Here is a 22,249-nt window from a genome sequence, read left to right as displayed (position 1 = left end):
TAATTATGTTGAGTAATATCAATAAAAAGCTAAAATGTTCTACTTCCCGCCTGCCGTGGAGTTGCTGTCCAAAATTTTTAGCAGCTCGTTGAGTTTGGGCGTCAGGATGATTTCGGTGCGGCGGTTGAGGGCCTTGTTCTGGGGCGAGTCGTTGGAGGCCACGGGCACGTACTGGCTGCGGCCCGAGGCCGTCACGCGCTCCGGTGCTACGCCGCCAGTGGTAAGCAGGCGGGCAATTTCGGTGGCGCGCAGCACGCTCAGGTCCCAGTTGTCCTGCATGGCCCCGGCCGGGCGGCTGAAGGGTACGTTGTCGGTGTGGCCTTCCACTACCACGTTCACATCGGGTTGCTGCTGGAGTACGGCAGCCAGCTGTTTCAGTGCCTCCTGGCCTTTGGGGTCTACTTTGGTGGAGCCCGATTTGAATAAAAGCTGCTCGGAGAGGGACACGTACACCTTGCCGTCCTTCATCTTAACCTGCAGGTCGGTGCCCTGGAAGCCGCGCAGGGCGTTGCTTACGCTGGCTTTGAGGGCATCTACGGCCCGGTCTTTCTCCGCCAGGGCTTTTTGCAGCTCGGCCAGCTTGGCTTCCCGGGCCGTGAGGTCGGCAGTGAGTTTGTCGATGTCGGCGCGACTCTTGCGCAGGTTGGTATCCAGCTCGCCCAGCTCGGCCTCACGGCGGGCCAGGTCCTTGGCTACCTTGTTGTAGTCGGCCGATTTATCGGCCATGGCGCGGTCGGAGTTCTTCAGCAGCTTATCGTAGCTGTCGGTGAGCTGGGTGTTGAGTTGGCGGGTGCGGCGTAGGTTGCGGCCGGTTTCGGTGGAGTCGTCTACCAGACGGCGGGTTTCCAGGCGCAGCTGGGCCAGCTCATCCGAGGATTTTTTCAGTTCCGTCACGGCTTTGCGGTATTGCTGCTCCGCCTCGGTTTTGGCTTGTTCGGTGGCGGCCTGGCGGGCTTTCAGGTCGTCGTATTTTTTGGAGGCTACGCAGCCGGGCAGGGCAGAAGTGGCCAGCAGCGCGCAGAAAGCAAAAGCGGGAAAGTGTTTCACGGCAGAAAAGAATCAGAAGAGACAAGCGGAAATACCGACCAAATGGTTGTAGCGGCTTCCGGGCGGCAAGGTAAGGCCCCGGCGGCGGATGTGCTACCGGTAGCTGCCGGGGCGGCCATTACGTAAACGGCTGGTTCCGCATTCTTTTCCAACGTCTTCCCTCATGGCTTCCATCCTCGACTCCCTGCCCGCCGAAACGGCCGCATTGCTGGACTACCAGTGCCATACCTTCCCCAAAGAGCAGCTGCACCAGCCTGGCCCCGACTTTCTGGACCGGTGCTTTGTACCCGGCAACCGCACCCCGCAGGTGCTGCGCAGCCTGGGTCAGCTCTACAACCACGGCCGGCTGGCCGGCACTGGCTACCTAAGTATTCTGCCCGTCGACCAGGGCATCGAGCACACGGCCGGGGCCTCGTTTGGGCCCAACCACATGTACTTCGACCCCGAAAACATCATCAAGCTGGCGGTAGAAGGGGGCTGCAACGCGGTGGCTACCACGTTTGGTACCTTCGGAACGGTGGCCCGGCGCTACGCCCACAAAATCCCGTTTCTGGTCAAAATCAACCACAACGAGCTGCTGACTTACCCCAATAAATACGACCAGATTCTGTTTGGCTCGGTGGAGGAAGCCTGGAATCTGGGAGCCACGGCCGTGGGCGCTACCATCTACTTTGGCTCCGAGGAGTCGGGCCGGCAGATTCAGGAAGTATCGGCGGCGTTTGAGCGGGCCCACGAGTTGGGCATGGCCACGGTGCTGTGGTGCTACCTGCGCAACAACGCCTTCAAAACCGATGGTAAAGACTTTCACGTCGCCGCCGACCTCACCGGGCAGGCCAACCACCTCGGCGTTACCATCGGGGCCGATATTATCAAGCAGAAACTCCCGGAAAACAACGGTGGCTTCTCAACTCTGAAGTTCGGCAAAACTCACCCAGCCATGTACGAGCAGCTCAGCACCGATAACCCCATCGACCTGACGCGCTACCAAGTGGCCAACTGTTACATGGGCCGCATCGGCCTCATCAACTCCGGGGGCGAAAGCCTGGGCGCCGGCGACCGGGACGCGGCCATCCGCACGGCCATCATTAACAAGCGCGCCGGTGGGCAGGGCCTTATTTCGGGCCGAAAAGCCTTCCAGCGGCCCTTCACGGAAGGCGTCGATTTGCTGCACGCCATTCAGGACGTGTACCTGGATGAGCGGATTACGCTGGCATAGAACGGAGCGGAACATAATACAGAACAGAACGTCATGCAGAGCCGAAGGTGAAGCATCTCGCGTGCTGATGTTGTCAAACTATCTGTCATGCTGAGCATGTGGCGCATCAAGCCAGGGTCCGAAGCATCTCTACCGCTTCGTTTAAATTACTATTGCAACCTCAGCACGCGAGATTCCTCGACTTCGCTCGGAATGACGGTCCACCTTGTCCTCCGTCAACTGTTCTCTCGTCACCTCATTTCCCTGTCACTATCTTTACCTTTCGCACTGTTGGATTCTGCCGTAACTTGCACCTCGGCAGTGAAAGCTGTGCGTCAGTTGCAGCCTTCAGGCACTCCTCTCTATCGACTCAAGCACCCCTCTCAATATGTCATCCTGGTTTAAGCGCAAAGAAAAAGGCATCGTAACGCCCACGGAGCAGAAAAAAGAGACGCCCGATGGCCTCTGGTACAAATGCCCTGAGTGTAAAACGGTGGCCACCATGGCCGAGCACAAGCGCCTGCTGTCCACCTGCGGCAACTGCGGCCACCACGACCGGATTGACGCTGCCGACTATTTCGACTTTCTCTTCGATAACCACCAGTACCAGGAGCTGGACGCTGATATGCACTCGGCCGACCCCCTGCACTTCGTGGATACCAAAGCCTACCCCCAGCGCGTGGCCGCCACGGAGCGCAGCACCGGCCTGAAAGATGCCGTGCGCTCGGCCCACGGCCAGATGAACGGCCTGGGCTTGGTGGTAGCCGCCATGGATTTCAAATTCATAGGGGGCTCGATGGGCTCGGTAGTGGGTGAGAAAATTGCCCGGGCCATTGACTACGCCCGTCAGAACCGCCTGCCCTTCCTCATGATTTCGCGCTCCGGTGGGGCCCGCATGATGGAAGCCGGCTACTCGCTGATGCAGATGGCCAAAACCTCGGCCAGGCTGGCGCTGCTTTCCGAAGCGGGTTTGCCCTATATTTCTCTGCTCACCGACCCCACCACGGGCGGCGTAACGGCCTCTTTCGCCATGCTCGGCGATTTTAACATTGCCGAGCCGGGTGCCCTCATTGGCTTTGCCGGCCCCCGCGTTATCAAGGAAACTATCGGTAAAGATTTGCCGAAGGGCTTCCAGAGCGCCGAGTTTGTGCTGGAGCACGGCTTCCTCGATTTCATTGTGGACCGGAAGGAGCTGAAAAATAAACTTACCGAGCTGCTGACCATGCTGAAGCCGGTTGAAGTAGCTGCTAATCAGCCTGCTGTCATTAGCTAACCAACCATAGCTACTGCTGCCGGAAATTTTCGGCAAGCTTTTTGGCTAGAGCCCGTTAAATGCGCATTCGGCGTGTTTAGCGGGCTTTTTATTTTGACAAGCACTGGGTCTGCGCATTACCAATCGGTGGTATAGGCGTAAATCTATATTCACCGAACATTTTTACCCCAACCGCAGTAAGAACCTGCAAAACCAATCAAACCGCTCTTTTCTCTCCACCAAGTTTCTTTCTCCTTCTTATGACTTCTCGCAATTCGCTTCTGACGTTGTTGATGGCCTTCGTGCTTTTCGTAAGCTCCTGCGCCACCACCCGTAACCCCAACATTCCGGAGGCTGACACCAACGGCACGGGCCCCCGCAAAACCGGCATGAGCAAAACCGCTAAGGGCGGTATCATCGGGGCCGGTGGCGGTGCCGTGGTAGGTGGCGTGCTGGGCCGCGTAATCGGCGGCAAAAACGGTACGGCTGCCGGCGCTATTATCGGGGCTGCCGTGGGCGGTACCGGTGGTGCCCTCATCGGCCGCAAAATGGACAAGCAGGCCGAGGAACTGCAGCGTGACATGCAGAACGCCAAAGTGGAACGTGTAGGCGAGGGTATTAAAATCACCTTCGACTCGGGCATCCTCTTCGATACCAACAAGAGCGACCTGCGCGCTGCTTCGATGACGGAAATCCAGAAAATGGCTGAAATCCTGAAGAAGTACCCCGACACCAACGTACTGGTAGAAGGCCACACCGACAACACCGGTTCGGACGCCATCAACCAACCCCTGTCGGAGCGCCGGGCCCAGGCCGTGGCTAACTACACCACTGCTCAAGGCGTTGATGCTGCCCGCATCACCACTAAAGGCTACGGTTCAAGTCAGCCTATTGCCGACAACACCACCGTGGAAGGCAAGCAGGCCAACCGCCGCGTAGAAATTGCCATCTATGCCAACGAGAAAATGAAGAAAGCCGCTGAAGCCGGCCGTCTGTAAGTTCTCAGCAATCTGAATGTAAAGGCCACCTCCTAGGAGGTGGCTTTTTTGCGTGTAGCGCACAGCATAGGCCCACGTAACCAGTTCCCCAATGCCAAGCGCCAGCTGATTTTTTTATGTAATTAGATGGTGGCCAACTGCCTGATGACAAAGCAATACGAGGTGCCATCAGTGCATTGAAAAGTGCCCTGAAACACAATTGATGCGGTATTTTGATAATTTTCTGCTGGCAAAACCGTTTTTGGCAAGGTGGTTGCAAAAGTTCAGATACGAGGGGCAGCAAGCCTACTTACTTTCGTACCGAGCCTTTTTGCTGCTTTTCCCTTTACTTCACACCAACACACTAACCTCCCCCAACCTCATGAAGAACCTTCGTTCGTTATTCGCCCTGATGCTGGCTGTACTGCTGCTGGGCAGCAACTATGCTGAGGCTCAAACCACTACCACTAAGAAGCCGTGGAGCAAAACCGCTAAGGGTGCCGTTATTGGTGGCCTGGGTGGTGCCGCCGGTGGTGCCGTGCTGGGCCGCGTAATTGGCGGTAAGTCGGGCACGGCCAAAGGGGCCATTATTGGTGCTGCCGTGGGTGGCGCTGGTGGCGCACTCATCGGCCGCCGCATGGACAAGCAGGCTGCTGAACTGAAAAGAGAAATGGCCGGTGCTAAAGTGGAGCGCGTAGGCGAGGGTATCAAAATCACCTTCGACTCGGGCCTGCTGTTTGCCAAAAACTCGTCGGCCCTGACTTCGGCTGCTCAGCAGAACATCCAGGAGTTGGCTAAAACCCTCATCAAGTACGGCGACACCAACGTAATTGTAGAAGGCCACACCGACAACACCGGTACCGATGCCATCAACGACCCCCTGTCGCAGCGCCGGGCCCAGGCCGTGGCTAACTACACCCAGCAGCAAGGCGTAGATGCTTCGCGCTTCACGGTAACCGGCTACGGCTCCAAGCAGCCCATTGCCGACAACTCTACCGAAGCTGGCCGTCAGGCTAACCGCCGCGTAGAGGTAGCCATTTTCGCTAACGAAAAGCTGAAAAAGGCTGCTGAAAAAGGCACCATCTAAGCCTAGTTGCCAGAGTTTTTTGGGCGGCCCCGTCACCAGTTTGGTGGCGGGGCCGTACTGTTTTCAGTGCTTTTGTACCTGTGCCCTATGCCCGCCACCTACACTTCTTCGCCCGCCGACAAAACTCAGGAAGACCACGCCATCCTGAACCAGTTTTATCCCCCGCTTACCCTGGACAAGCCCCGCCGTTCACCTATGCGGGAGCTGATTTCCACCGTGCTGTCGCACCGTACCACCCACGCCGATGAGGAGTTGGCTTACAACCGGATGCTGGAAGCTTTCGGCGACTGGGCCGGGGTGCTGGCCGCGCCCACTGCGGAGCTGGCCCACGCCATCCGCACCACACGCTGGCCTGATACTCAGGCCCCGCGTATCCAGGAGATTCTGCGCCGCATCAAGGCCGAGCGGGGTGAGTTCAGCCTGGATTTTCTGGCGGACTGGACGACGGAGCAGGGCATGCAATGGCTGAACGATATGCCGGGTATCGGGCTGAAAACGGCTTCTTTGGTGCTGCTCTTCAACTTTCATAAGCCCGTGCTGCCCGTGGACACGCACGTGCACCGCATTGCCCAGCGCGTAGGTATGATCGGGCCCAAGGCCTCTGCTGACAAAGCCCACCAGGTACTGCTGGAGCACTTGCCCAAGGATGCCCTTACGCTGCTGAACTTCCACAAACACAACTACTGGCACGGGCAGAAAATCTGTTTGTATGCGAAACCCGACTGCCCCCGGTGCCCGCTCAAAGGTTTCTGTAATTACTACCTGGAACACTATGGCCCAGCTACACCTGAGGCCCTGGCCGCTACGCCCGCGCATTGGGATGAAGCCTGGGGCAAACTGCCGCATTAATTCTTCGGCTGTTAGCTGATGGCTATTAGCTGTTAGCTTTGGAGCGGCATTGCTGCTAACAGCTAATAGCCATCAGCTAACAGCTAAAAACATGCGTCTTGTTCGTCACCCGGTTCTGTGTAATTATTACGTCACCTACCGGTGCAACGCCAAGTGCTCCTTCTGCAACATCTGGGAGAAACCCTCGCCCTATATCACCCTGGCCGACGTGGAGCAGAACCTGCGTGACCTGAAGCGGCTGGGCGTATCGGTGGTGGACTTCACGGGTGGTGAGCCGCTGCTGCACCGCCAGATTCACGAGTTTCTGGCGCTGGCCCACGACATGGGCTTCATCACCACCCTCACCACCAACTGCCTGCTCTACCCCAAATACGCCGAGCGGTTGCGGGGTAAGGTGGATATGCTGCACTTCTCCCTGGATGCCTCCGAGAAGGAAGTGCACGACCGGGGCCGGGGCGTAGCCTGTTTTGATTTTGTGCTGGAAAGCATCCGGGTGGCCCGGGAGTTGGGTGAGCGGCCGGATATTCTGTTTACCGTGTTCCGCGAAAACTTGGCGGACTTGGAAAAAGTGTACCGGGAAATCACGCAGCCCAACAAGCTGGTGCTGATTCTGAACCCGGCCTTCGAGTACAACTCCGTAGAAACCGGGGAGCAGCTGACGGCGGAGGAATTGGATTACCTGTCGGCGTTTGGCAAGCGGCCGGGCGTGTACCTCAACGAGGCCTTTATCCAGCTCCGCCGTGACGGGGGTAACCACGTAGCCGCACCCGTGTGCCGGGCCGCCAGCACTACCTTGGTTATTTCGCCCAGCAATGAGTTGGTGCTGCCCTGCTACCACCTGGGTGAGCAGAAATTCCCGATTGAAGGCCGCCTGCACGAACTCTACCATTCCGGCGAGGTGCAGCGGCTGGCCGCATTGGAAGGCCGCCTGCCCCAGTGCGAAGGCTGCACCATCAACTGCTACATGCAGCCCAGCTTCGCCGTGGAAACCAGCAAATACTTCTGGCAGGCCCTACCCAGCACCCTCAAGTATAACTGGGAAAAAGGCACCTGGAAACGGATGCTGGCCCGCTAAACTCTCTTACCATATACTGACCCACCCATGCCCGCCCTAATTCTCCCCGTGCAGGATAAACACCCTCAGTTTGGCCCCGACTGCTTTCTGGCCGATAATGCCACTGTGGTAGGCGACGTGACGCTGGGCCGGGGCTGCACCGTGTGGTTTCAGGCCGTGGTGCGCGGGGATGTGAACAGCATCCGGGTAGGCGACGAAACCAACATTCAGGATGGAGCCGTCATTCACTGCACTTACCAGAAGGCGGCTACTATCATCGGCTCCCGCGTGAGCATCGGGCACAAAGCCATTGTGCACGGCTGTACCGTGGAAGATGACGTACTCATTGGCATGGGCGCCATTGTGATGGACCGCGCCGTGGTGGGTGCGGGCTGCATTGTGGCGGCTGGGGCCGTGGTGCTGGAGGATACACAGTGCGAGCCGGGCTATTTGTACGCGGGCGTTCCGGCTCGTAAAATCAAGCCTGTAAGCGAGGAGCAGCGTGCTGGTATGCGCCAAACGGCCGCCAATTACCAGCTATATGCTAGTTGGTTTGCTAAAAAGTAAGCGCTGAGTGAAGCGTGGTTTTGGTAACTGAATACGAGGCGAGTAATTTGGATTATGAAAAGGTAATGGCCTTTTCTATTCACTTTCCTTACTCCCTATTCATGTTCAAATTTTACGCTTACCTGGCTGGTACTGTGCTGGCCGCTACTTCCCTGGCTTCGTGCAGCAGCAGCCACTATGCTTTTCGGCCAAATACGCCGGCTTATCATGAGGTAGCCAGCCAAGTGCAGGTACAACCCGCGCCGGCTGCCACGCCATCTGCTACGCCCGCCGAGCAACCAGCCGCCACACCCGCTGCGCCGGTTTCGGCGGCTGCACAAAAGCCGGCTGTAACCCCAGGCCGCAAAGCAGTGGCTCCGGCCCGGCGCTTGGTACTGCCTGGGAAAGTAGGTCTGCTCCAGCGTGCGGCATTGGCTAAAGTAACCAAACAGCTGCATCGCCAACCCGAAATAGCTAAAGCCGGGCAGGCTCAGTCGAAGGCCGGTACGGCCGGTATTGTGATTGGCATTGGCCTGGTTATCCTGCTGATTGGTGGGCTGATTGGCGGAACCAACTTTGTAGCCACCATTGGTGGCGTCACTTTCCTAGTGGGCCTCATTATGCTGATTATTGCGTTGATAAGCGGAAAATAATCTGCTCAGCAGCTGCACAAAAAAAGCCCGGCTACACATCGTAGTCGGGCTTTCTTTATGCAGTTGTGGTTACAAAGCCAAAGTTTCACCGGTTTCTTCCGTGCGCTCCTCGGCGTTGGTTACGCGCAACTGCACCAGTTCCACGGCCCGACGGGAGCGTTGCAGCACCCGGAACTCGTAGTTGTCAAGGGCGGCCACGTCGCCTACTTCCGGGATGTTGCCGTACAGCACGTTCAGCAGGCCCCCCACGGTTTCGTAGTCGTCGCCTTCGGGCAGCGGGTAGGGGAGGTACTCGTTGGCATCGGAAATGGGCGTAGCGGTATTTACGCGGTACTCCGCTTCCGATATTTTTTCCACTACCGGTACTTCGTTGTCGTACTCGTCCTGGATTTCGCCGACCAACTCCTCCACAATGTCCTCCATCGTCACGATGCCCGATACGCCGCCAAACTCATCCGATACCACGGCTATGTGCATGTGCTTGCGCTGAAACTGGCGCAGCAGACGGTTGATTTTCTTGGTTTCGGGCACAAAATAGGCCGGGCGCATGATTTTGGCCAATTCAACGGGCTCCTGCCGACGAATAATCGGTAGCAAATCCTTCACGTAGAGCACGCCCACGATGTTGTCGATGTTGCCCTCAAAAACCGGCATCCGGGAAAAGCCCTCGTTGTACACGGTTTCCAGAATAGCCTCCTGGGGCGTGTTGATGTCGATGGCCGAGAGCTTGGTGCGGGGCACCATAATCTGCTTCACCATCCGGTCGTTGAACTCGAACACGTTTTCCAGCAGCTCGTGCTCCGACTCCTGCAGCTCCCCGCTTTGCTTGCTCTGGTCTAGCAGCAGGCGCAGCTCCTCGGAGGTGTGCACCTCGTGCTCGTGCACCGACTCCACCCCGAACAGGCCTAGCACTAGGTTCGAGAGCTTATCCAAAAGCCAGATAAAGGGGAAGGTGATAAACGCAAACGCCCGCAGCGGAATGGCAATGGCAATGCTCACATTTTCCGGCTTCCGGATGGCCAGTACCTTCGGAGCCTGTTCGCCCAGCACAATGTGCATGGTGGTAATGAGCGTGAACGAAGTGCCAATGGCAATCTTGTGTACCGTGGCCTCGCTCACAGTTAGCCCCAGCTTGTCAATAATGGCCAGCACTACTTCGGCTACCACACTTTCGCCCACCCAACCCAGGGCCAGCGAGGCTACCGTAATACCCAGCTGAGTGGCCGAGAGGTAGTAGTTCAAGTCGTGCAGCATGCTCTGCACCAGCTTGGCCAGGCGGTTGCCGCTCTGGGCTTTGATATCAATTTGTGAAGGCCTCACCTTCACAAAGGCAAATTCTGCTGCTACAAAAAAGCCATTCAGCAATACCAGCAGAATGGTCAATACTATATTTAAAGCCATAGGTGCGGAAGCCGGACTCGACCGGTCGGTCTTCCATTGTAAGGCAAAAATACGACATTCGGCGCAAGCGGTTGGAAAATACCTGCGTACTACCCGTCGGAAGCGCCGCCGTAGCCGGTGTTTGGTGCAGCTTTGGCCCCGGAAAAACTACTTTCCCCCGTTAGCTGTTGCGGTTTCTCCCGACCTTTGCCTTATTCCCGACTCGTTGTCGTTTTTTCCCTGTTACATGTCCCGGCATTTCTCTGTTTTATTTTCGCTGCTTCTAGGGTTGCTGCTTGCCACGGCGGCAACGGCCCAGGTATTGCAGCCTACCAAGCTCTCCACGGCCCTCAGCAAGCCGACCGTCAAAGTAGGCGAGGAGCTGGACCTGATTGTTAACGCCCGCATCGACGACAAGTGGCACCTGTACGCCACCGATTTCGACCCCGACCTGGGCCCTACCGTATTTGCCTTCACGTTTGCTAAAAGCCCGGCGTACGAGCTGGTGGGCAAGCCCAAATCCATTGGCGCTACCAAGCACTATGACGAGGTATTTAAAGGCAACGTCACGTACTTCGAGAAAACCGGCCGCATTACCCAGCGCATACGGGTGCTGCAGCCCGGCAGCCTCACCATCAAAGCCGAAACCGAGTTTCAGAGTTGCACCGATGTGGATGGCCGCTGCATCCCCGGGGAGGAAAGCCTGAGCTTCGGCCCCATTGAGGTAACCGGTGCGGCGGCCGCTCCGGCCACGCCAGCCCCCGCCAAAGGCACCACCGGCGCCGTAATGCCTGCTGCCTCCACTACCACTTCTACGGCCAGCGCCGCCGTTGCCCCTGCGGTGACTCCCGACTCGGCAGCTCCAGCTCCCGCCGCTCCCGCAGTGGCAGCTACCACCGACTCTGCTACGCCAGTAGTGGCGTCAACGGCGGCCGTGGCTGCTGCTACCACAACCGCAGCGGCCCCTGTAACGGCGGCCACCCCAAGCACCAGCCTGTGGGGATTTGCCCTGCTGGCCTTCTTGTCGGGCTTGGGGGCATTGCTTACGCCTTGCGTGTTTCCGCTCATCCCCATGACGGTTTCCATCTTCACCAAAGGGTCCGAAAACCGTCAGCAAGGAATTCTAAAAGCCCTGTTCTATGGGCTGTCCATCATCTTCATCTATGTGGTGGTGGGCCTGCTGACTACCGTACTGCTGGGGGCCGATGGCCTAAACCTGATCAGTACTCACTGGCTGCCCAACCTGATTTTCTTCGTGGTGTTTGTGGTGTTTGGGCTGTCGTTTCTGGGGCTGTTTGAGATTACGCTACCCCACGGCATGGTCAATAAGATTGACGAGCAAGCCGACAAAGGCGGCTGGGCCGGCGTTTTCTTCATGGCCCTCACGCTGGTAGTGGTATCGTTTAGCTGCACCGGCCCCATCGTAGCCTCTATTCTGACTATGGCTGCTCAGGGCCAGCGCATCCAGCCGGTTATCGGAATGCTGGGCTTTTCACTGGCCTTCGCGCTGCCATTCATGCTGTTTGCGCTGTTCCCCACGTGGCTGAAAAGCCTGCCTAGCTCCGGTGGGTGGCTGAATACGGTGAAGGTGGTATTGGGCTTTGTTGAACTCATGCTGGCTCTGAAATTCCTAAGCATGGCCGACCTGGCTTACCACTGGAACTTGCTTCCCCGCGACCTGTATCTGGTGCTCTGGATTGCGTTGTCGGGCTTGCTGGGCGTGTACCTGCTGGGCAGGTTTAAGCTTTCCCACGATTCGGACCTGACGCACCTGAGCGTAGGGCGGCTGCTGATGGCCGTGCTGGCCTTCAGCTTCATGACGTACCTGATTCCTGGCCTCTTTGGCGCGCCGCTGCCTTTGCTGGCCGGTTACCTGCCGCCCCAAAGCCGCCAGGATTTCTCCCTGGCTAGCAATGCTGCTCCCGCTATACCGGCAGCCCTGCCCAATAATAGCCAGTGTGAAGCCCCGCGCTACGCCGACTTTCTGGAGCTGCCTCACGGCCTGCCGGGCTATTTTGACTTGGAGCAGGCCAAGCGTTGCGCCAAAGCGGCCGGCAAGCCACTGTTTATCGATTTCACCGGCCATGCTTGTGTAAACTGCCGCAAAATGGAGGCGTCTGTGTGGAGCGACCCGCAAGTGCTCAAGCGCCTGCGCGAGGACTTCGTAGTGGTGGCCCTGTACGTGGACGATAAGCAGGAACTGCCCCGCAACGAGTGGTACACCTCTTCCCACGACCACAAGGAAAAATCCACGCTCGGCAAGAAAAACGCCGATTTGCAGCTCACCGGCTTCAATGTAAATGCTCAGCCCTACTACGTGCTGCTCGACCCCAACGCCCCGGCCGACTTGGCGCACGTGCTAACGGCCCCGGTTGCCTATGAGCCCAATGCCGGAAACTTTGTGAAGTTTTTGGATGCTGGCTTGGCCCGTTACCGTCAGCAGGTAGCAGTTCGCTAAGTATTAGGCCGCAATAACAATAGCCAACGCCCCTCCTGGTATGTTAACCGGGAGGGGCGTTGGCCATTATTAATTTATTGGTTTTACGGGCCTGTAATGCAACCTGCTAGCAGCTTTTTTGCCTATATATCGTGCAATTCTTCCAAGAAAACCTGACCTTTGCGGCCGAAAAGGAAATCGGGCGAACAGCGGATAACTCAGCGGAAGGCGGTGCGATGTTGCGGATGCATACAAAAAGAAAAGGCGGCACCCACCCAGATGCCGCCTCTCGATTCAGAACGTACCCACCCAGATACGTCCCGTTTTTCCTCCTCACAAAGTCCACCCTTTTTTCTTGCTGTAGAAGAAGGATTCGAACCTCCACAGAGTGGTTAGCCGGCCGCCGGACCAGTTTTTCCCGAATCTCCACCCCCGAGAGAGGAGGGCGTGTCTGCCAGTTTCACCATTCTACATTCTGAAAAACAATCCTACGCCGCTTGCGTTGGATTATGACAAATGTACTAGGTTGATTGAAGTAATAAAATAATTTCAGACATTTGTATAAAAATTTACATAGTTTTTAAAAATCGAGGTTTTTCATTGAAATATAGATAATCAACACCCTGAAAAATGGCCCGTAATTACGAACTTGACGACACCGACCGGAAGATTCTGGCCCTGTTGATTGAAGATGCCAAAATGCCCTACACGGAAATTGCGCGTAAAGTGCATGTTTCGGGTGGTACGGTACACGTGCGCATGGCTCGCTTGGAGGAATTGGGGATTGTGCAAGGCGCAACCCTCAAAATAGATTACCAGAAACTCGGCTACGGTGTACGGGCATTTCTGGGCATCTACCTGCAGAAAAGCTCGGTGTACGAGAGTGTGGTAGCGGCGCTGCGCCAGATTCCGGAAGTGGTCAGCATCGACTTTACCACCGGTGCTTATGGCATCTTCGCGCGCCTGATTTGCCGGGATACTAACCACTTGCGCGAAGTACTGCACGAGCAGATTCAGTTGATTGAAGGCATTGAGCGCACCGAGACGCTGATTTCCTTAGAAGAGGCCTTTAACCGGCCCATTCAGCTGCAGGAGGTAGAAGAAAAGGCCAGCTAGTAGCTCGTTGCTACTGCTGCTCCTGTATCGGCGCCGCTGCTCCAGTAGTTGGGGTAGCGGCTGCTGCGTTTCTGCCCGGCTGCTGTGTAATGCCTGGTACGATGGCAAAATTGGGCCGCAAGTAGCTGAGATTGTATTTTTCTGCTGAAGTTAGATTGGCTGTTGGGGCTTGATCTGCTGCGGGTTATATTTCGTAGGTACATCCTGACAACCTCTTTAGGAGCCAGCCTTGCATATGCGCATCCCTGCTTTTCTACTACCGATGCTTGTACTGGCTCAGGTGGGCCGGGGACAGAGCATGCCGGCCGTGTATCTGAACGACCGAGACGAGGCCACCGTGCCCGACAGCGCTACGCATTACCGCGTTGTAGACCGGCGCAACGAGCTGCTGGGAACGTACGCCATGCGGGAATATTCCTTATCGGGCACAATGCTCTTAAAAGGCACCCTTTCAGCTATTGATCCGCCCGTGCGCAATGGGCTACTCACTTGGTTTCACCCGGATGGCAGCAAAGCCGCGCAAGTGCATTACCACGATGATGAAGCCGATGGCCTGTACCTGGGTTGGTACGAGGACGGCCAGGTAAGTCAGCGCGGCGACTACGTGGACGGGCAACGGGTAGGGCGCTGGATTACCGTGCACCGCAACGGCCAGAAACGCTCTGAGGGCCGCTACAACGCCGGGCGGCCGGTAGGGGAGTGGCGCTACTACTATGACACGGGTGAGTTGAGTGCCATTGAAATGCCCGACCGCCTAGGTAAGCCTCTGGCGCTGGCTTTCTTCAATAAAGATGGCTCTCCATATATGGGCCGGGTGCGTACCCGCGAGTTGCCGCGGTTTCCCGGCGGCGAAGCCGCTATGCTCAATTATATTGTCCGCAATACCACTTACCCGCGTACTATCCGCCGGAAAGGCATTACGGGTAATGTGTACGTGAGCTACACTGTGGGTGAGGACGGCCGGGTGAGCCAGGTGCGGGTGGTGCAGGGCTTAGCGCCCGATGCCGACCTGGAAGCACGCCGGGTGGTAGCCAGCCTGCCGGCCTTTGAGCCGGGCCGGGAGTATAATCTGCCCACAGCCATGACGTTTACCATTCCCATTCATTTTGCTCCCAACTTCTCATTGGTTTCGGGAGTGAAGCCCCCGCAAGTACCACCTTCGGAAGCCCGCGCCGCTGCTCCCGACCCGGAGGAGTGACGGATTTCGCCGCCCAGATTAAACCTCGGCAACTTGCTTTACTCTCACTGGCAGAAACTTCCTCCCCTTAACTGTTTTTGCCATGAAACGCTTCTCATTTTTCGTTGTTGCTGCGCTTAGCTTCAGTCTCTCAGCCTCCGCGCAGGTGGTACCCCGCCGCCACGACCAGGCCCGCATCCGGCAGGGCGTACGCTCTGGGCAGCTGACCCGGGCCGAAGCTGCGCGGGTAGAAGCAAAACAAGCTGAGGCAGCGCAAGCCAGGCAAGCTGCCCGGGCCGATGGCGTAGTAACGCCCGCTGAGCGCCAGGTTGTACGCCGCGAGGAGCGCCAAGCCGACCGTTCTCTGTATCGGCAGAAGCATGACGGCCAAATGCGCCGGGTACAGTAACAGGTATCCAGCCAATCCCCCAAGCACACAAAAGCCCCGCTCTTTTAAGGAGCAGGGCTTTTGATTATAGCCTGGTTTTAGCTTAGGCAGTTACCTGGGCATCCAGTTTCTGGGCCAGTACGTGCTTCGGTACGGCGCCTACTTGCTTATCAACTACCTGACCGTTTTTGAATACCAGCAGCGTAGGAATGCTGCGGATACCAAATTTGGCGGAGGTTTGGGGGTTGGAGTCTACGTCAACTTTGCCAATTACGGCTTTGCCTTCATATTCGCCAGCTAGTTCTTCTACTACCGGGCCTACCATGCGGCAAGGGCCACACCACTCGGCCCAGAAGTCCACAAGCACCGGCTTATCGGAGTTGATGATTTGGTCGAAGTTAGCATCGGTAATTTCGATGGCTTTATGTCCCATAACAGAAGGGGGTTTGATGGATTAGATGTGCTGTTTACGGTCAACCGGGCCGCAAGGTAGCAGATTGCGTTTCAACAAGCAGCGCGCCGGAAAGTTCACTTCGGCCAGAGTGGCAGTAAGCCCGGCCAATAACCGTAATGCCCCGGTGGCAGTGGCTGGGCGCGGGCCGCTGCTACCGGGGTACCACACGAGCTATCCATTACGAATGATAGGCCCGGGCATACTCCTGTGCCCGGTGACGTAGCTTATAGAACACGTAAAGATTAAAGAAGTGCATGCCTCCAAGAATCAGAATGATAGTGCCAATCTTGATGCTGAGCGTTTCCACGCTGGCCTGGTAGCTGGTTACGGGTTCCGTTGTGCGGAGCGTGAGCGTGGCGTAGCCGATGTTGATGAGGTAAAAGCCGGTCAGCAGCAGCTTGTTCACAGAGTCAGCCAACTGCTCATTGCCATGAAAAATATCAACCAGAAACAGGCGGCCATTTTTGAAGAGTGTGCGGGCAACCCATACGGTCAGCAGCACAGTAACGGGCAAGTACACGCCGTACACGAGGAGGTAGTAATTCATGACGTTGGGGATGAAGGTGAAAAGTGAAGAAGTGAATGGTAATGAGGTAAATGGCAAAAGGCGACAGATGAGTAGCTGACTTATGCCGGAACCGGCTAGCTGCCAATGTCAAGCTGCGGCAGTAAATCAGCCAGGGCTTCTGAACAAGCCGGGAAGCGGAATTGGAAGCCGGCTTCCAGCAGCCGATGGGGAGCCACCTTGCGGCTCTTAAGAATTAGCTCGGTTTCGGTGCCTAGCACAAGCGCCCCAAGTTCCAGTAGCCACCGTGGTTGTGGTAAGTGCCATTTTGGCTGATAGTGCTGATCCAGGAGGTGCATAAAATCCTGGTTTTGAAGAGGCTCAGGGGCGCACAGGTTGAACGCGCCTTCCAGAGCTGGGCGTGCCACTACAAATTCTACCGCCCGGCAGAAATCTGCAATGTGCAGCCAGCTCATCCACTGCTGCCCGTCGCTCTGGGGTGTGCTGAGGCCTAATCGAGCGAGCCGGGCTATGGTGGGAAGAGCCCCGCCATCATTCCCTAGCACAATGGCGGTGCGCAGGACCACGCGCCGCGTCCGGGGAGTGGGCGTCAACCAGAATTCCGCCTCCCATTTCTGAGCCACCATTTCGGAGAAGGTGCGGCCAATTCGGCCAGCGGCTTCCGTATTGGCAGGAGCGTTGCCGGTGGTATGCTCGTAAATGGTGGCCGTGGAAGAGTTCAGCCATACGGCGGGCGGATTCCGACACTGCGCCACGGCTTCACCCAGTACCCGCGTGCTTTCGGTGCGGCTGCGCACTATGGCGTACTTATTGGCAGCATGGTAGCGGCAGTCTACTGTTTTGCCAGCGAGGTTGATGAGTACTGCTGCGCCTTCCAGCTTGCTGGCCCAGGGCCCGAGGGTGCGCCCGTTCCAGGCCACTTCTCCAAAACGCCGGGCACGCCGTGTCAGCGTGATAACCTCGTATCCTACTTGCCGGAAATAGCGCGCCAAGTGCCGACCCAGAAAGCCATTGCCGCCGGCCAGAATCATCAGAGGCTGATGCATGAGGTGGAAGAGTAAAATGTGGGCAGAAAGAATAAATGAATGTTTTGATTAATAATTTTAAACTTTCAGAAAATAATGAAAGATTAAATCAAAAAAATAAGCCAGCCTCAAAACCGGCTGCGCATAAGCTTCATAAAGGTGCTGACAAACCAGTTCTCATCGGCCTTAATGAGGGTGTTAGCCGCTTTATCAGCGAAATCGGCGAAACTTTGAATACTGCCTATCATCTGCGTGAATGCCTGAGTTTCCTCTGGGGTAGCGGCAGGCGAAGGCTCTACCTGGCTGATTTCGCCCAGCACGCGCATAATAGGAGCCAATTCCCGCTTATGGCGCTCCTGCAGAATGAGGGTGGCTACGCGGTGAATGTCTTTCTCGGCTGAGAAAAACTCCCGCCGCTCACCCGGCCGCAACTCCTTGCGCACGAGGCCCCAGTCCATGAGGGCGCGCACGTTCATGTTGGCGTTGCCTCGGGAAATCTGTAACTGTTCCATAATGTCCTCGGTGCTCAGCGCCCCCGGCGACACCAGTAGCAACGCGTGCACCTGCGCCATCGTCCGGCTTACGCCCCAGGCCGAGCCCAGGGTGCCCCAGCCTTCAATGAACTTGCTTTTGGCTTCGTCGAGTTGCATGGTGTAAATGTAGTAGAGTATTTGAAACTTTCAATAAAAATTGAAAGAATATTTTCAGTGCAGTAGTTCCACAATTGTTCGGACGACACCAACCCCTGCTGCTACTACTCCAAGGCCCGCCAGAACACTCAAAGCCGGCACCACGGGCCACAGGATCAGGCACAGCACCGTGAGCACCGCCGCGCCTGCCAGGTAGGCCAGCACCAACAAAACGCCCAGCACGGTGCTGCCAACGCCAGTTGAGTTGCGGGTTCCCAAGTGGCGTACCTGCGTATGCTGCTGGACAGCGTGTTTAGGTGACACATATGCAACTAATGGAGCAGGAATAGTACGCAGCAGATTACTTCGTCGCTTCACAGTTCGCGAGGAGCCAGATGCAGGAGGTGTTACGCAAGAGGAATGAAGCGCAGAAACAGTCGCCGCGGCAGAAACTGCAGACTGTCGCGGAGCAGTGGTATCCTGAGAACAAGACGCCTGCAGAACAGTAGAAGCTGGCAAGGGCAAAGGTTGCGTAGCAGTGCAAGCCGTTTGTAGACAGACAACTAAGCCAAGTAGTAGTGTTCGGTGGGCGATTATCACCATATATATAAAGCCATAAAAGCCAGTGTGGCTGCTTACCGGAGTCGGTAAGCAGCCACACTGGTTGCATTATGAGCGTGCCGAAAACTAAATCAGCTGGCAGGCGTCGATTTCCATTTCGCGCATTTTGCGGATGAACTCCTTCGGCTCGATGCGGTAGCGGCGGGAGTAGGTGTCCACGGTGAGGTGCTCGTGGGGCTCGGCAAACTTGATTTCCAGCTTTTTGGAGCCGGCGCAGCCTTCCACGGCTTCCATGAAGCGGTCCATGAAGGGCTCCGTGATGGTGCGTAGGTCCAGCTGTACCCGCACGCCATTGGCCAGCTTCTCGGCCACGTTGAACAGGGGCTCCATGGTCAGGATCTTGAACTCAAATTGGTCGGAGTCGCGGAAACGTTGAGCGTACTTGCCCCGGATGTACATGGGCGGCACCTGCTCCTTGTCGTAGTTGCGCGGGTTGATGAGGGCCGAGAACCGGCTGTAGTCGTCGCGGAACAGGGCCAGGTTCAGCGAGGACTCGTAGTCTTCCACACTGAACGAGACGAAGGGCTGGCCGGTCTTGGTGGTTTTGAACAGGACGTTGGAAATCAGGCCGGCTACCGTTACCTCGCGGTTTTTGTAGTTCTCCACCTTATCCAGGGAGCAGGTGCAGTAGGAGTCAATTTCCAGCTTAAAGTCATCCAAGGGATGGCCCGAGAGGTAGAAGCCTACCACTTCTTTTTCGCGGCGCAACTGCTCGGTGGCGGGCCAAGGCTCCATATCGGCCACCTTGGGTAGGGGCATGGCTACTGCGCCAAAGGCACCACCGCCAAACAAGCTCTGTTGGGCGGAGTCCTGCTCTGCCTGGTACTGCTGCCCCATCTTCACTGCTTTGTCGATGAGGTGCTGGTCGCCGGCCGGGGCCTCCACGAACTGGCGGCGGTGGTACCGCTCGAACGAGTCGAAAGCGCCTGATAAGGCCAGGCTCTCGAACGTTTTCTTATTCACGGCGCGCAGGTTCACGCGCTTCGAGAAGTCGAAAATGTCGGTGTAAGGGCCCTTTTTGTCCCGCTCGGCCACAATGTTTTCAATGGCGGCCTCGCCCGCGCCTTTCACGGCAGCCATACCGAAGCGAATCTGCCCCTTTTCGTTTACGTTGAACTTGAGGATGGATTCGTTCACGTCGGGGCCAAGTACCTGCACGCCCTGCCGGCGGGCCTCCTCGATAAAGAAGGTTACCTTCTTGATGTCCGACATGTTGTTGGTGAGTACGGCGGCCATGTACTCGGCGGGGTAGTTGGCCTTGAGGTAGCCCGTCTGGTAGGCTACCACCGAGTAGGCGGCGGAGTGGGAGCGGTTGAAGCCGTAGGCCGCAAACTTCTCCATCACGTCAAACACCTCGTTGGCCTTCTTCTCCTTGATGCCGTGCAGCTCTAGGGCGCCCTTGCAGAATTTCTCCCGCTCCTGGGCCATCTTCTTCATGTCCTTTTTACCCATGGCGCGGCGCAGCAAGTCGGCGCCGCCCAGGGAGTAGCCGGCCAGAATCTGGGCCGTCTGCATGATCTGTTCCTGGTACACCATGATGCCCTGGGAGTAGTTCAGGATGGGCTCCAGCAGCTCGTGTGGGTACTCAATTTCCTCGCGGCCGTGCTTGCGGTTGATGAAGTTCGGGATGAACTGCATAGGGCCCGGCCGGTAGAGGGCGTTCATGGCAATCAGGTCCTCGATGTTGGTGGGCTTGAGGTCCTTGAGGTACATGCGCATGCCTTCCGATTCGAACTGGAACGTGCCGATGGTGTCGCCGCGCTGATACAGCTCGTAGGTCTTGGGGTCGTCGAGGGGGATGTCGTCAATGTTGATATCAACGCCGTGATTTTTCTTGATGAGCTCCAGGGCATCGACGATGATGGTCAGCGTCTTCAGGCCCAGGAAGTCCATCTTCAGCATCCCGGCACTCTCAATCACCTTGCCGTCAAACTGCGTCACCAGTAGATCTGAGTCCTTGGAAGTGGAAACGGGGATGTACTTGGTGATGTCGTCGGGGGCGATGATGACGCCGGCGGCGTGGATGCCGGTGTTGCGCACCGAGCCTTCCAGCTTCTCGGCCAGGCGCAGAATCTGGCCCCTGAGGTTGTCGGGAGCGTCGTCGCGGCGGATCATGTCCAGCTCCTGGTTTTCGGCAAAGGCCCCGGCCAGGGTGGTGCCGGGCTTTTCAGGTACCATCTTGGCCAGCTCGTTGGTCACGGGCAAGGGCAACTCCATGGCCCGGGCCACGTCCTTGATGCTGGACTTGGCGGCCATGGTACCGAAGGTGATAATCTGGGCCACCTGGGTTTTGCCGTACTTGTCCACCACGTAATCAATTACCCGCTGGCGGTTCACGTCGTCGAAGTCGATGTCGATATCAGGCATCGACACGCGCTCCGGGTTGAGGAAACGCTCGAACAGCAGGCTGTACTTAATGGGGTCGATGTTGGTGATACCCACGCAGTAGGCTACGGCCGAGCCGGCCGCCGAGCCCCGGCCCGGACCTACGGCTACGCCCATATCCCGGCCGCGGTTGATGAAGTCCTGCACGATGAGGAAGTAGCCGGCGAAGCCCATCGTCTCGATGATGCGCAGCTCATAATCCAGCCGCTCCTCGATTTCCGGAGTGCGCTCCGAATACCGGGGGGGCTTGGTCATCGTCAGGTTGCCTTTGCCCGCACCCGGCCCGAAAGCACCCACGTAGGTCAGCTCGCGCAAAAATTCATCGGCGTTGGCAAAGGGCGCAGGAATGGGGAAGTTGGGCAGCAGAATATCACGCGCCAGCTTGGGTGGCGTGATTTTATCGACGATTTCGTTGGTGTTGTCCAGGCTTTCCGGCACGTCCCGGAACAGCTGGCTCATCTCCTCCTGCGTTTTGAAGTAGAACTGGTCGTTGGGGAAGCCGAAGCGGGAGCGAGGCCGGGGCATCTGGGCCTCCTCATCAATGCGCATCAGCTGCCGGCGGATCTGGTCGTCGGAAGAGGCCAGGGGGCGCAGGTTGTCGAGGTGGTCATAGAGCACCTTGTTGTCCGACGACATCAGCCGGAAGTATTTGGTCTGGAAGTCGCCCACCGGGATGCTATGCTCCTCGCCCGTGTTCACGCACAGCAGCAAATCGTGGGGCGCAAAGTCCTCCTGATTCACATAGTGCGAGTCGTTGGTGCAGATAACCTTGACGTTGTACTTCTTGGCCCACTTCAGCAGAATCTGGTTGAGGTCTTCCTGACTTTTGCCGGTATTGTCGATGTTCTCAATACCGTGGCGCTGGATTTCAATGTAGTAATCCTCGCCAAATACATCCAGCCACCACTTCAGCAGCTTTTCGGCTTCTTCCTCCGATTTCCAGAGTAGCGCCTGCGGAATTTCGGCCCCGATGCAGCAGCTAGTGGCAATCAGGCCCTCGTGGTACTGCAACAGCAGCTCCTTGTCAATACGGGGGTACTTGCTGTACACACCCTCAATAAAGCTCATGGAGCAGAGCTTGGCCAGGTTCTGGTAGCCGGCCTGATCCTTGGCCAGCAGCAGCTGGTGGTGGCGCACGTCTCGCTCGCCCTTTTCCCGGCTGAAGCTTTTCTTGTGCCGGTCCTCCACCAAGTAAAACTCGCAGCCCACAATGGGCTTCACGTTGTACTTATTCGCCTCGGCCACGAAGTTGAAGGCCCCGAACATGTTGCCGTGGTCGGTGAGGGCCACCGCGGGCATGCCGTCGGCCTGGGCCTTCTTCATCAGGGCCGAAATGCTGGCCTGACCATCAAGCAGGGAATATTGAGTGTGGCAGTGCAGGTGCGAGAATACGGGCATGGGCAAGCGGCTCCGCGCCGTTAGGGCGCCAAGCGTAAGGTAAAGTTACCGAC

General features: G+C 57.2%; 20 protein-coding genes and 1 tRNA gene. 12 read left to right on the top strand and 9 right to left on the bottom strand.

The features are described 5' to 3' along the window. Positions 1-39: 39 nt before the first annotated feature. On the bottom strand, positions 40-1,047 hold the full coding sequence (locus LF252_RS12695) for an OmpA/MotB family protein (protein ID WP_226269966.1): 1,008 nt from the start codon (positions 1,045-1,047) through the stop codon (positions 40-42). A gap of 163 nt (positions 1,048-1,210) precedes the next feature. On the opposite strand from LF252_RS12695, the gene LF252_RS12690 reads away from it, so the two are divergent. The 8 genes from LF252_RS12690 to LF252_RS12655 all read left to right on the top strand — a co-directional run bounded on the left by LF252_RS12690 (position 1,211) and on the right by LF252_RS12655 (position 8,660). Further along, entirely contained in the window at positions 1,211-2,263 is a 1,053-nt protein-coding gene (locus LF252_RS12690) for a class I fructose-bisphosphate aldolase (RefSeq protein ID WP_226269965.1), read from the top strand. A gap of 367 nt (positions 2,264-2,630) precedes the next feature. Then, the gene (gene accD / locus LF252_RS12685) at positions 2,631-3,515 is read left to right on the top strand and encodes an acetyl-CoA carboxylase, carboxyltransferase subunit beta (RefSeq protein WP_226269964.1); all 885 of its coding nucleotides are present in this window, start codon (positions 2,631-2,633) and stop codon (positions 3,513-3,515) included. Positions 3,516-3,754: 239 nt separating this feature from the next. Further along, positions 3,755-4,492, top strand: a complete 738-nt coding sequence (locus tag LF252_RS12680) for an OmpA family protein (RefSeq protein ID WP_226269963.1) — start codon at positions 3,755-3,757, stop codon at positions 4,490-4,492. Between the two features lie 361 nt (positions 4,493-4,853). Further along, positions 4,854-5,558, top strand: a complete 705-nt coding sequence (locus LF252_RS12675) for an OmpA family protein (protein WP_226269962.1) — start codon at positions 4,854-4,856, stop codon at positions 5,556-5,558. 87 nt (positions 5,559-5,645) lie between these two features. Continuing rightward, on the top strand, positions 5,646-6,407 hold the full coding sequence (locus tag LF252_RS12670) for an endonuclease III domain-containing protein (RefSeq protein ID WP_226269961.1): 762 nt from the start codon (positions 5,646-5,648) through the stop codon (positions 6,405-6,407). A gap of 91 nt (positions 6,408-6,498) precedes the next feature. Next, the gene (locus LF252_RS12665) at positions 6,499-7,482 is read left to right on the top strand and encodes a radical SAM protein (protein WP_226269960.1); all 984 of its coding nucleotides are present in this window, start codon (positions 6,499-6,501) and stop codon (positions 7,480-7,482) included. 27 nt (positions 7,483-7,509) lie between these two features. Then, entirely contained in the window at positions 7,510-8,028 is a 519-nt protein-coding gene (locus tag LF252_RS12660) for a gamma carbonic anhydrase family protein (RefSeq protein ID WP_226269959.1), read from the top strand. Positions 8,029-8,129: 101 nt separating this feature from the next. Continuing rightward, positions 8,130-8,660 (top strand): hypothetical protein, encoded by a 531-nt coding sequence (locus LF252_RS12655; protein WP_226269958.1) that lies wholly within the window; start codon positions 8,130-8,132, stop codon positions 8,658-8,660. A 69-nt stretch (positions 8,661-8,729) separates the two neighbouring features. On the opposite strand, the gene LF252_RS12650 is transcribed toward LF252_RS12655, so the two are convergent. Then, positions 8,730-10,061, bottom strand: coding sequence for a hemolysin family protein (locus tag LF252_RS12650; protein WP_226269957.1), 1,332 nt, complete (start codon positions 10,059-10,061; stop codon positions 8,730-8,732). A 226-nt stretch (positions 10,062-10,287) separates the two neighbouring features. On the opposite strand from LF252_RS12650, the gene LF252_RS12645 reads away from it, so the two are divergent. Continuing rightward, a complete protein-coding gene (locus tag LF252_RS12645; RefSeq protein WP_226269956.1) occupies positions 10,288-12,498 on the top strand; it encodes a protein-disulfide reductase DsbD family protein in 2,211 nt (736 codons plus the stop codon). 337 nt (positions 12,499-12,835) lie between these two features. On the opposite strand, the gene LF252_RS12640 is transcribed toward LF252_RS12645, so the two are convergent. Then, positions 12,836-12,950 (bottom strand) — tRNA-Glu (locus tag LF252_RS12640). A gap of 157 nt (positions 12,951-13,107) precedes the next feature. Here LF252_RS12640 and LF252_RS12635 point away from each other — a divergent pair. From LF252_RS12635 to LF252_RS12625, 3 genes are all read left to right on the top strand, one after another. Beyond that, positions 13,108-13,593 (top strand): AsnC family transcriptional regulator, encoded by a 486-nt coding sequence (locus tag LF252_RS12635; RefSeq protein ID WP_226269955.1) that lies wholly within the window; start codon positions 13,108-13,110, stop codon positions 13,591-13,593. Positions 13,594-13,855: 262 nt separating this feature from the next. Further along, complete coding sequence (locus LF252_RS12630) at positions 13,856-14,791, top strand: energy transducer TonB (protein ID WP_226269954.1); 936 nt, start codon at positions 13,856-13,858, stop codon at positions 14,789-14,791. Between the two features lie 82 nt (positions 14,792-14,873). Next, positions 14,874-15,179, top strand: a complete 306-nt coding sequence (locus LF252_RS12625; protein WP_226269953.1) for a hypothetical protein — start codon at positions 14,874-14,876, stop codon at positions 15,177-15,179. Between the two features lie 82 nt (positions 15,180-15,261). On the opposite strand, the gene trxA is transcribed toward LF252_RS12625, so the two are convergent. The 6 genes from trxA to dnaE all read right to left on the bottom strand — a co-directional run bounded on the left by trxA (position 15,262) and on the right by dnaE (position 22,196). Then, a complete protein-coding gene (gene trxA / locus LF252_RS12620) occupies positions 15,262-15,591 on the bottom strand; it encodes a thioredoxin (RefSeq protein ID WP_044003005.1) in 330 nt (109 codons plus the stop codon). A 199-nt stretch (positions 15,592-15,790) separates the two neighbouring features. Next, positions 15,791-16,159, bottom strand: a complete 369-nt coding sequence (locus LF252_RS12615) for a hypothetical protein (protein WP_226269952.1) — start codon at positions 16,157-16,159, stop codon at positions 15,791-15,793. A 95-nt stretch (positions 16,160-16,254) separates the two neighbouring features. Continuing rightward, a complete protein-coding gene (locus tag LF252_RS12610; protein WP_226269951.1) occupies positions 16,255-17,184 on the bottom strand; it encodes a TIGR01777 family oxidoreductase in 930 nt (309 codons plus the stop codon). A gap of 107 nt (positions 17,185-17,291) precedes the next feature. Continuing rightward, entirely contained in the window at positions 17,292-17,813 is a 522-nt protein-coding gene (locus tag LF252_RS12605; protein WP_226269950.1) for a GbsR/MarR family transcriptional regulator, read from the bottom strand. A 54-nt stretch (positions 17,814-17,867) separates the two neighbouring features. Beyond that, positions 17,868-18,116 carry a hypothetical protein gene (locus LF252_RS12600; protein WP_226269949.1) on the bottom strand — a complete coding sequence of 83 codons (249 nt, stop codon included), beginning with the start codon at positions 18,114-18,116 and terminating at the stop codon, positions 17,868-17,870. A 363-nt stretch (positions 18,117-18,479) separates the two neighbouring features. Continuing rightward, positions 18,480-22,196 carry a DNA polymerase III subunit alpha gene (gene dnaE / locus LF252_RS12595; protein ID WP_226269948.1) on the bottom strand — a complete coding sequence of 1,239 codons (3,717 nt, stop codon included), beginning with the start codon at positions 22,194-22,196 and terminating at the stop codon, positions 18,480-18,482. Positions 22,197-22,249 lie beyond the last annotated feature (53 nt).

This window comes from Hymenobacter pini, from assembly GCF_020421205.1.
Lineage (GTDB): Bacteria > Bacteroidota > Bacteroidia > Cytophagales > Hymenobacteraceae > Hymenobacter > Hymenobacter pini.
Note: the sequence above shows the minus strand (reverse complement) of the source record. Positions and strands in the feature narration are given on the sequence as shown.

Bases quoted from the DNA above. Each gene is read 5' to 3' on its own strand.
- LF252_RS12690 (WP_226269965.1), top strand. From the start codon at position 1,211: ATGGCTTCCATCCTCGACTCCCTGCCCGCCGAAACGGCCGCATTGCTG.
- accD (WP_226269964.1), top strand. From the start codon at position 2,631: ATGTCATCCTGGTTTAAGCGCAAAGAAAAAGGCATCGTAACGCCCACG.
- LF252_RS12680 (WP_226269963.1), top strand. From the start codon at position 3,755: ATGACTTCTCGCAATTCGCTTCTGACGTTGTTGATGGCCTTCGTGCTT.
- LF252_RS12675 (WP_226269962.1), top strand. From the start codon at position 4,854: ATGAAGAACCTTCGTTCGTTATTCGCCCTGATGCTGGCTGTACTGCTG.
- LF252_RS12670 (WP_226269961.1), top strand. From the start codon at position 5,646: ATGCCCGCCACCTACACTTCTTCGCCCGCCGACAAAACTCAGGAAGAC.
- LF252_RS12665 (WP_226269960.1), top strand. From the start codon at position 6,499: ATGCGTCTTGTTCGTCACCCGGTTCTGTGTAATTATTACGTCACCTAC.
- LF252_RS12660 (WP_226269959.1), top strand. From the start codon at position 7,510: ATGCCCGCCCTAATTCTCCCCGTGCAGGATAAACACCCTCAGTTTGGC.
- LF252_RS12655 (WP_226269958.1), top strand. From the start codon at position 8,130: ATGTTCAAATTTTACGCTTACCTGGCTGGTACTGTGCTGGCCGCTACT.
- LF252_RS12650 (WP_226269957.1), bottom strand. From the start codon at position 10,061: ATGGCTTTAAATATAGTATTGACCATTCTGCTGGTATTGCTGAATGGC.
- LF252_RS12645 (WP_226269956.1), top strand. From the start codon at position 10,288: ATGTCCCGGCATTTCTCTGTTTTATTTTCGCTGCTTCTAGGGTTGCTG.
- LF252_RS12635 (WP_226269955.1), top strand. From the start codon at position 13,108: ATGGCCCGTAATTACGAACTTGACGACACCGACCGGAAGATTCTGGCC.
- LF252_RS12630 (WP_226269954.1), top strand. From the start codon at position 13,856: ATGCTTGTACTGGCTCAGGTGGGCCGGGGACAGAGCATGCCGGCCGTG.
- LF252_RS12625 (WP_226269953.1), top strand. From the start codon at position 14,874: ATGAAACGCTTCTCATTTTTCGTTGTTGCTGCGCTTAGCTTCAGTCTC.
- trxA (WP_044003005.1), bottom strand. From the start codon at position 15,591: ATGGGACATAAAGCCATCGAAATTACCGATGCTAACTTCGACCAAATC.
- LF252_RS12615 (WP_226269952.1), bottom strand. From the start codon at position 16,159: ATGAATTACTACCTCCTCGTGTACGGCGTGTACTTGCCCGTTACTGTG.
- LF252_RS12610 (WP_226269951.1), bottom strand. From the start codon at position 17,184: ATGCATCAGCCTCTGATGATTCTGGCCGGCGGCAATGGCTTTCTGGGT.
- LF252_RS12605 (WP_226269950.1), bottom strand. From the start codon at position 17,813: ATGCAACTCGACGAAGCCAAAAGCAAGTTCATTGAAGGCTGGGGCACC.
- dnaE (WP_226269948.1), bottom strand. From the start codon at position 22,196: ATGCCCGTATTCTCGCACCTGCACTGCCACACTCAATATTCCCTGCTT.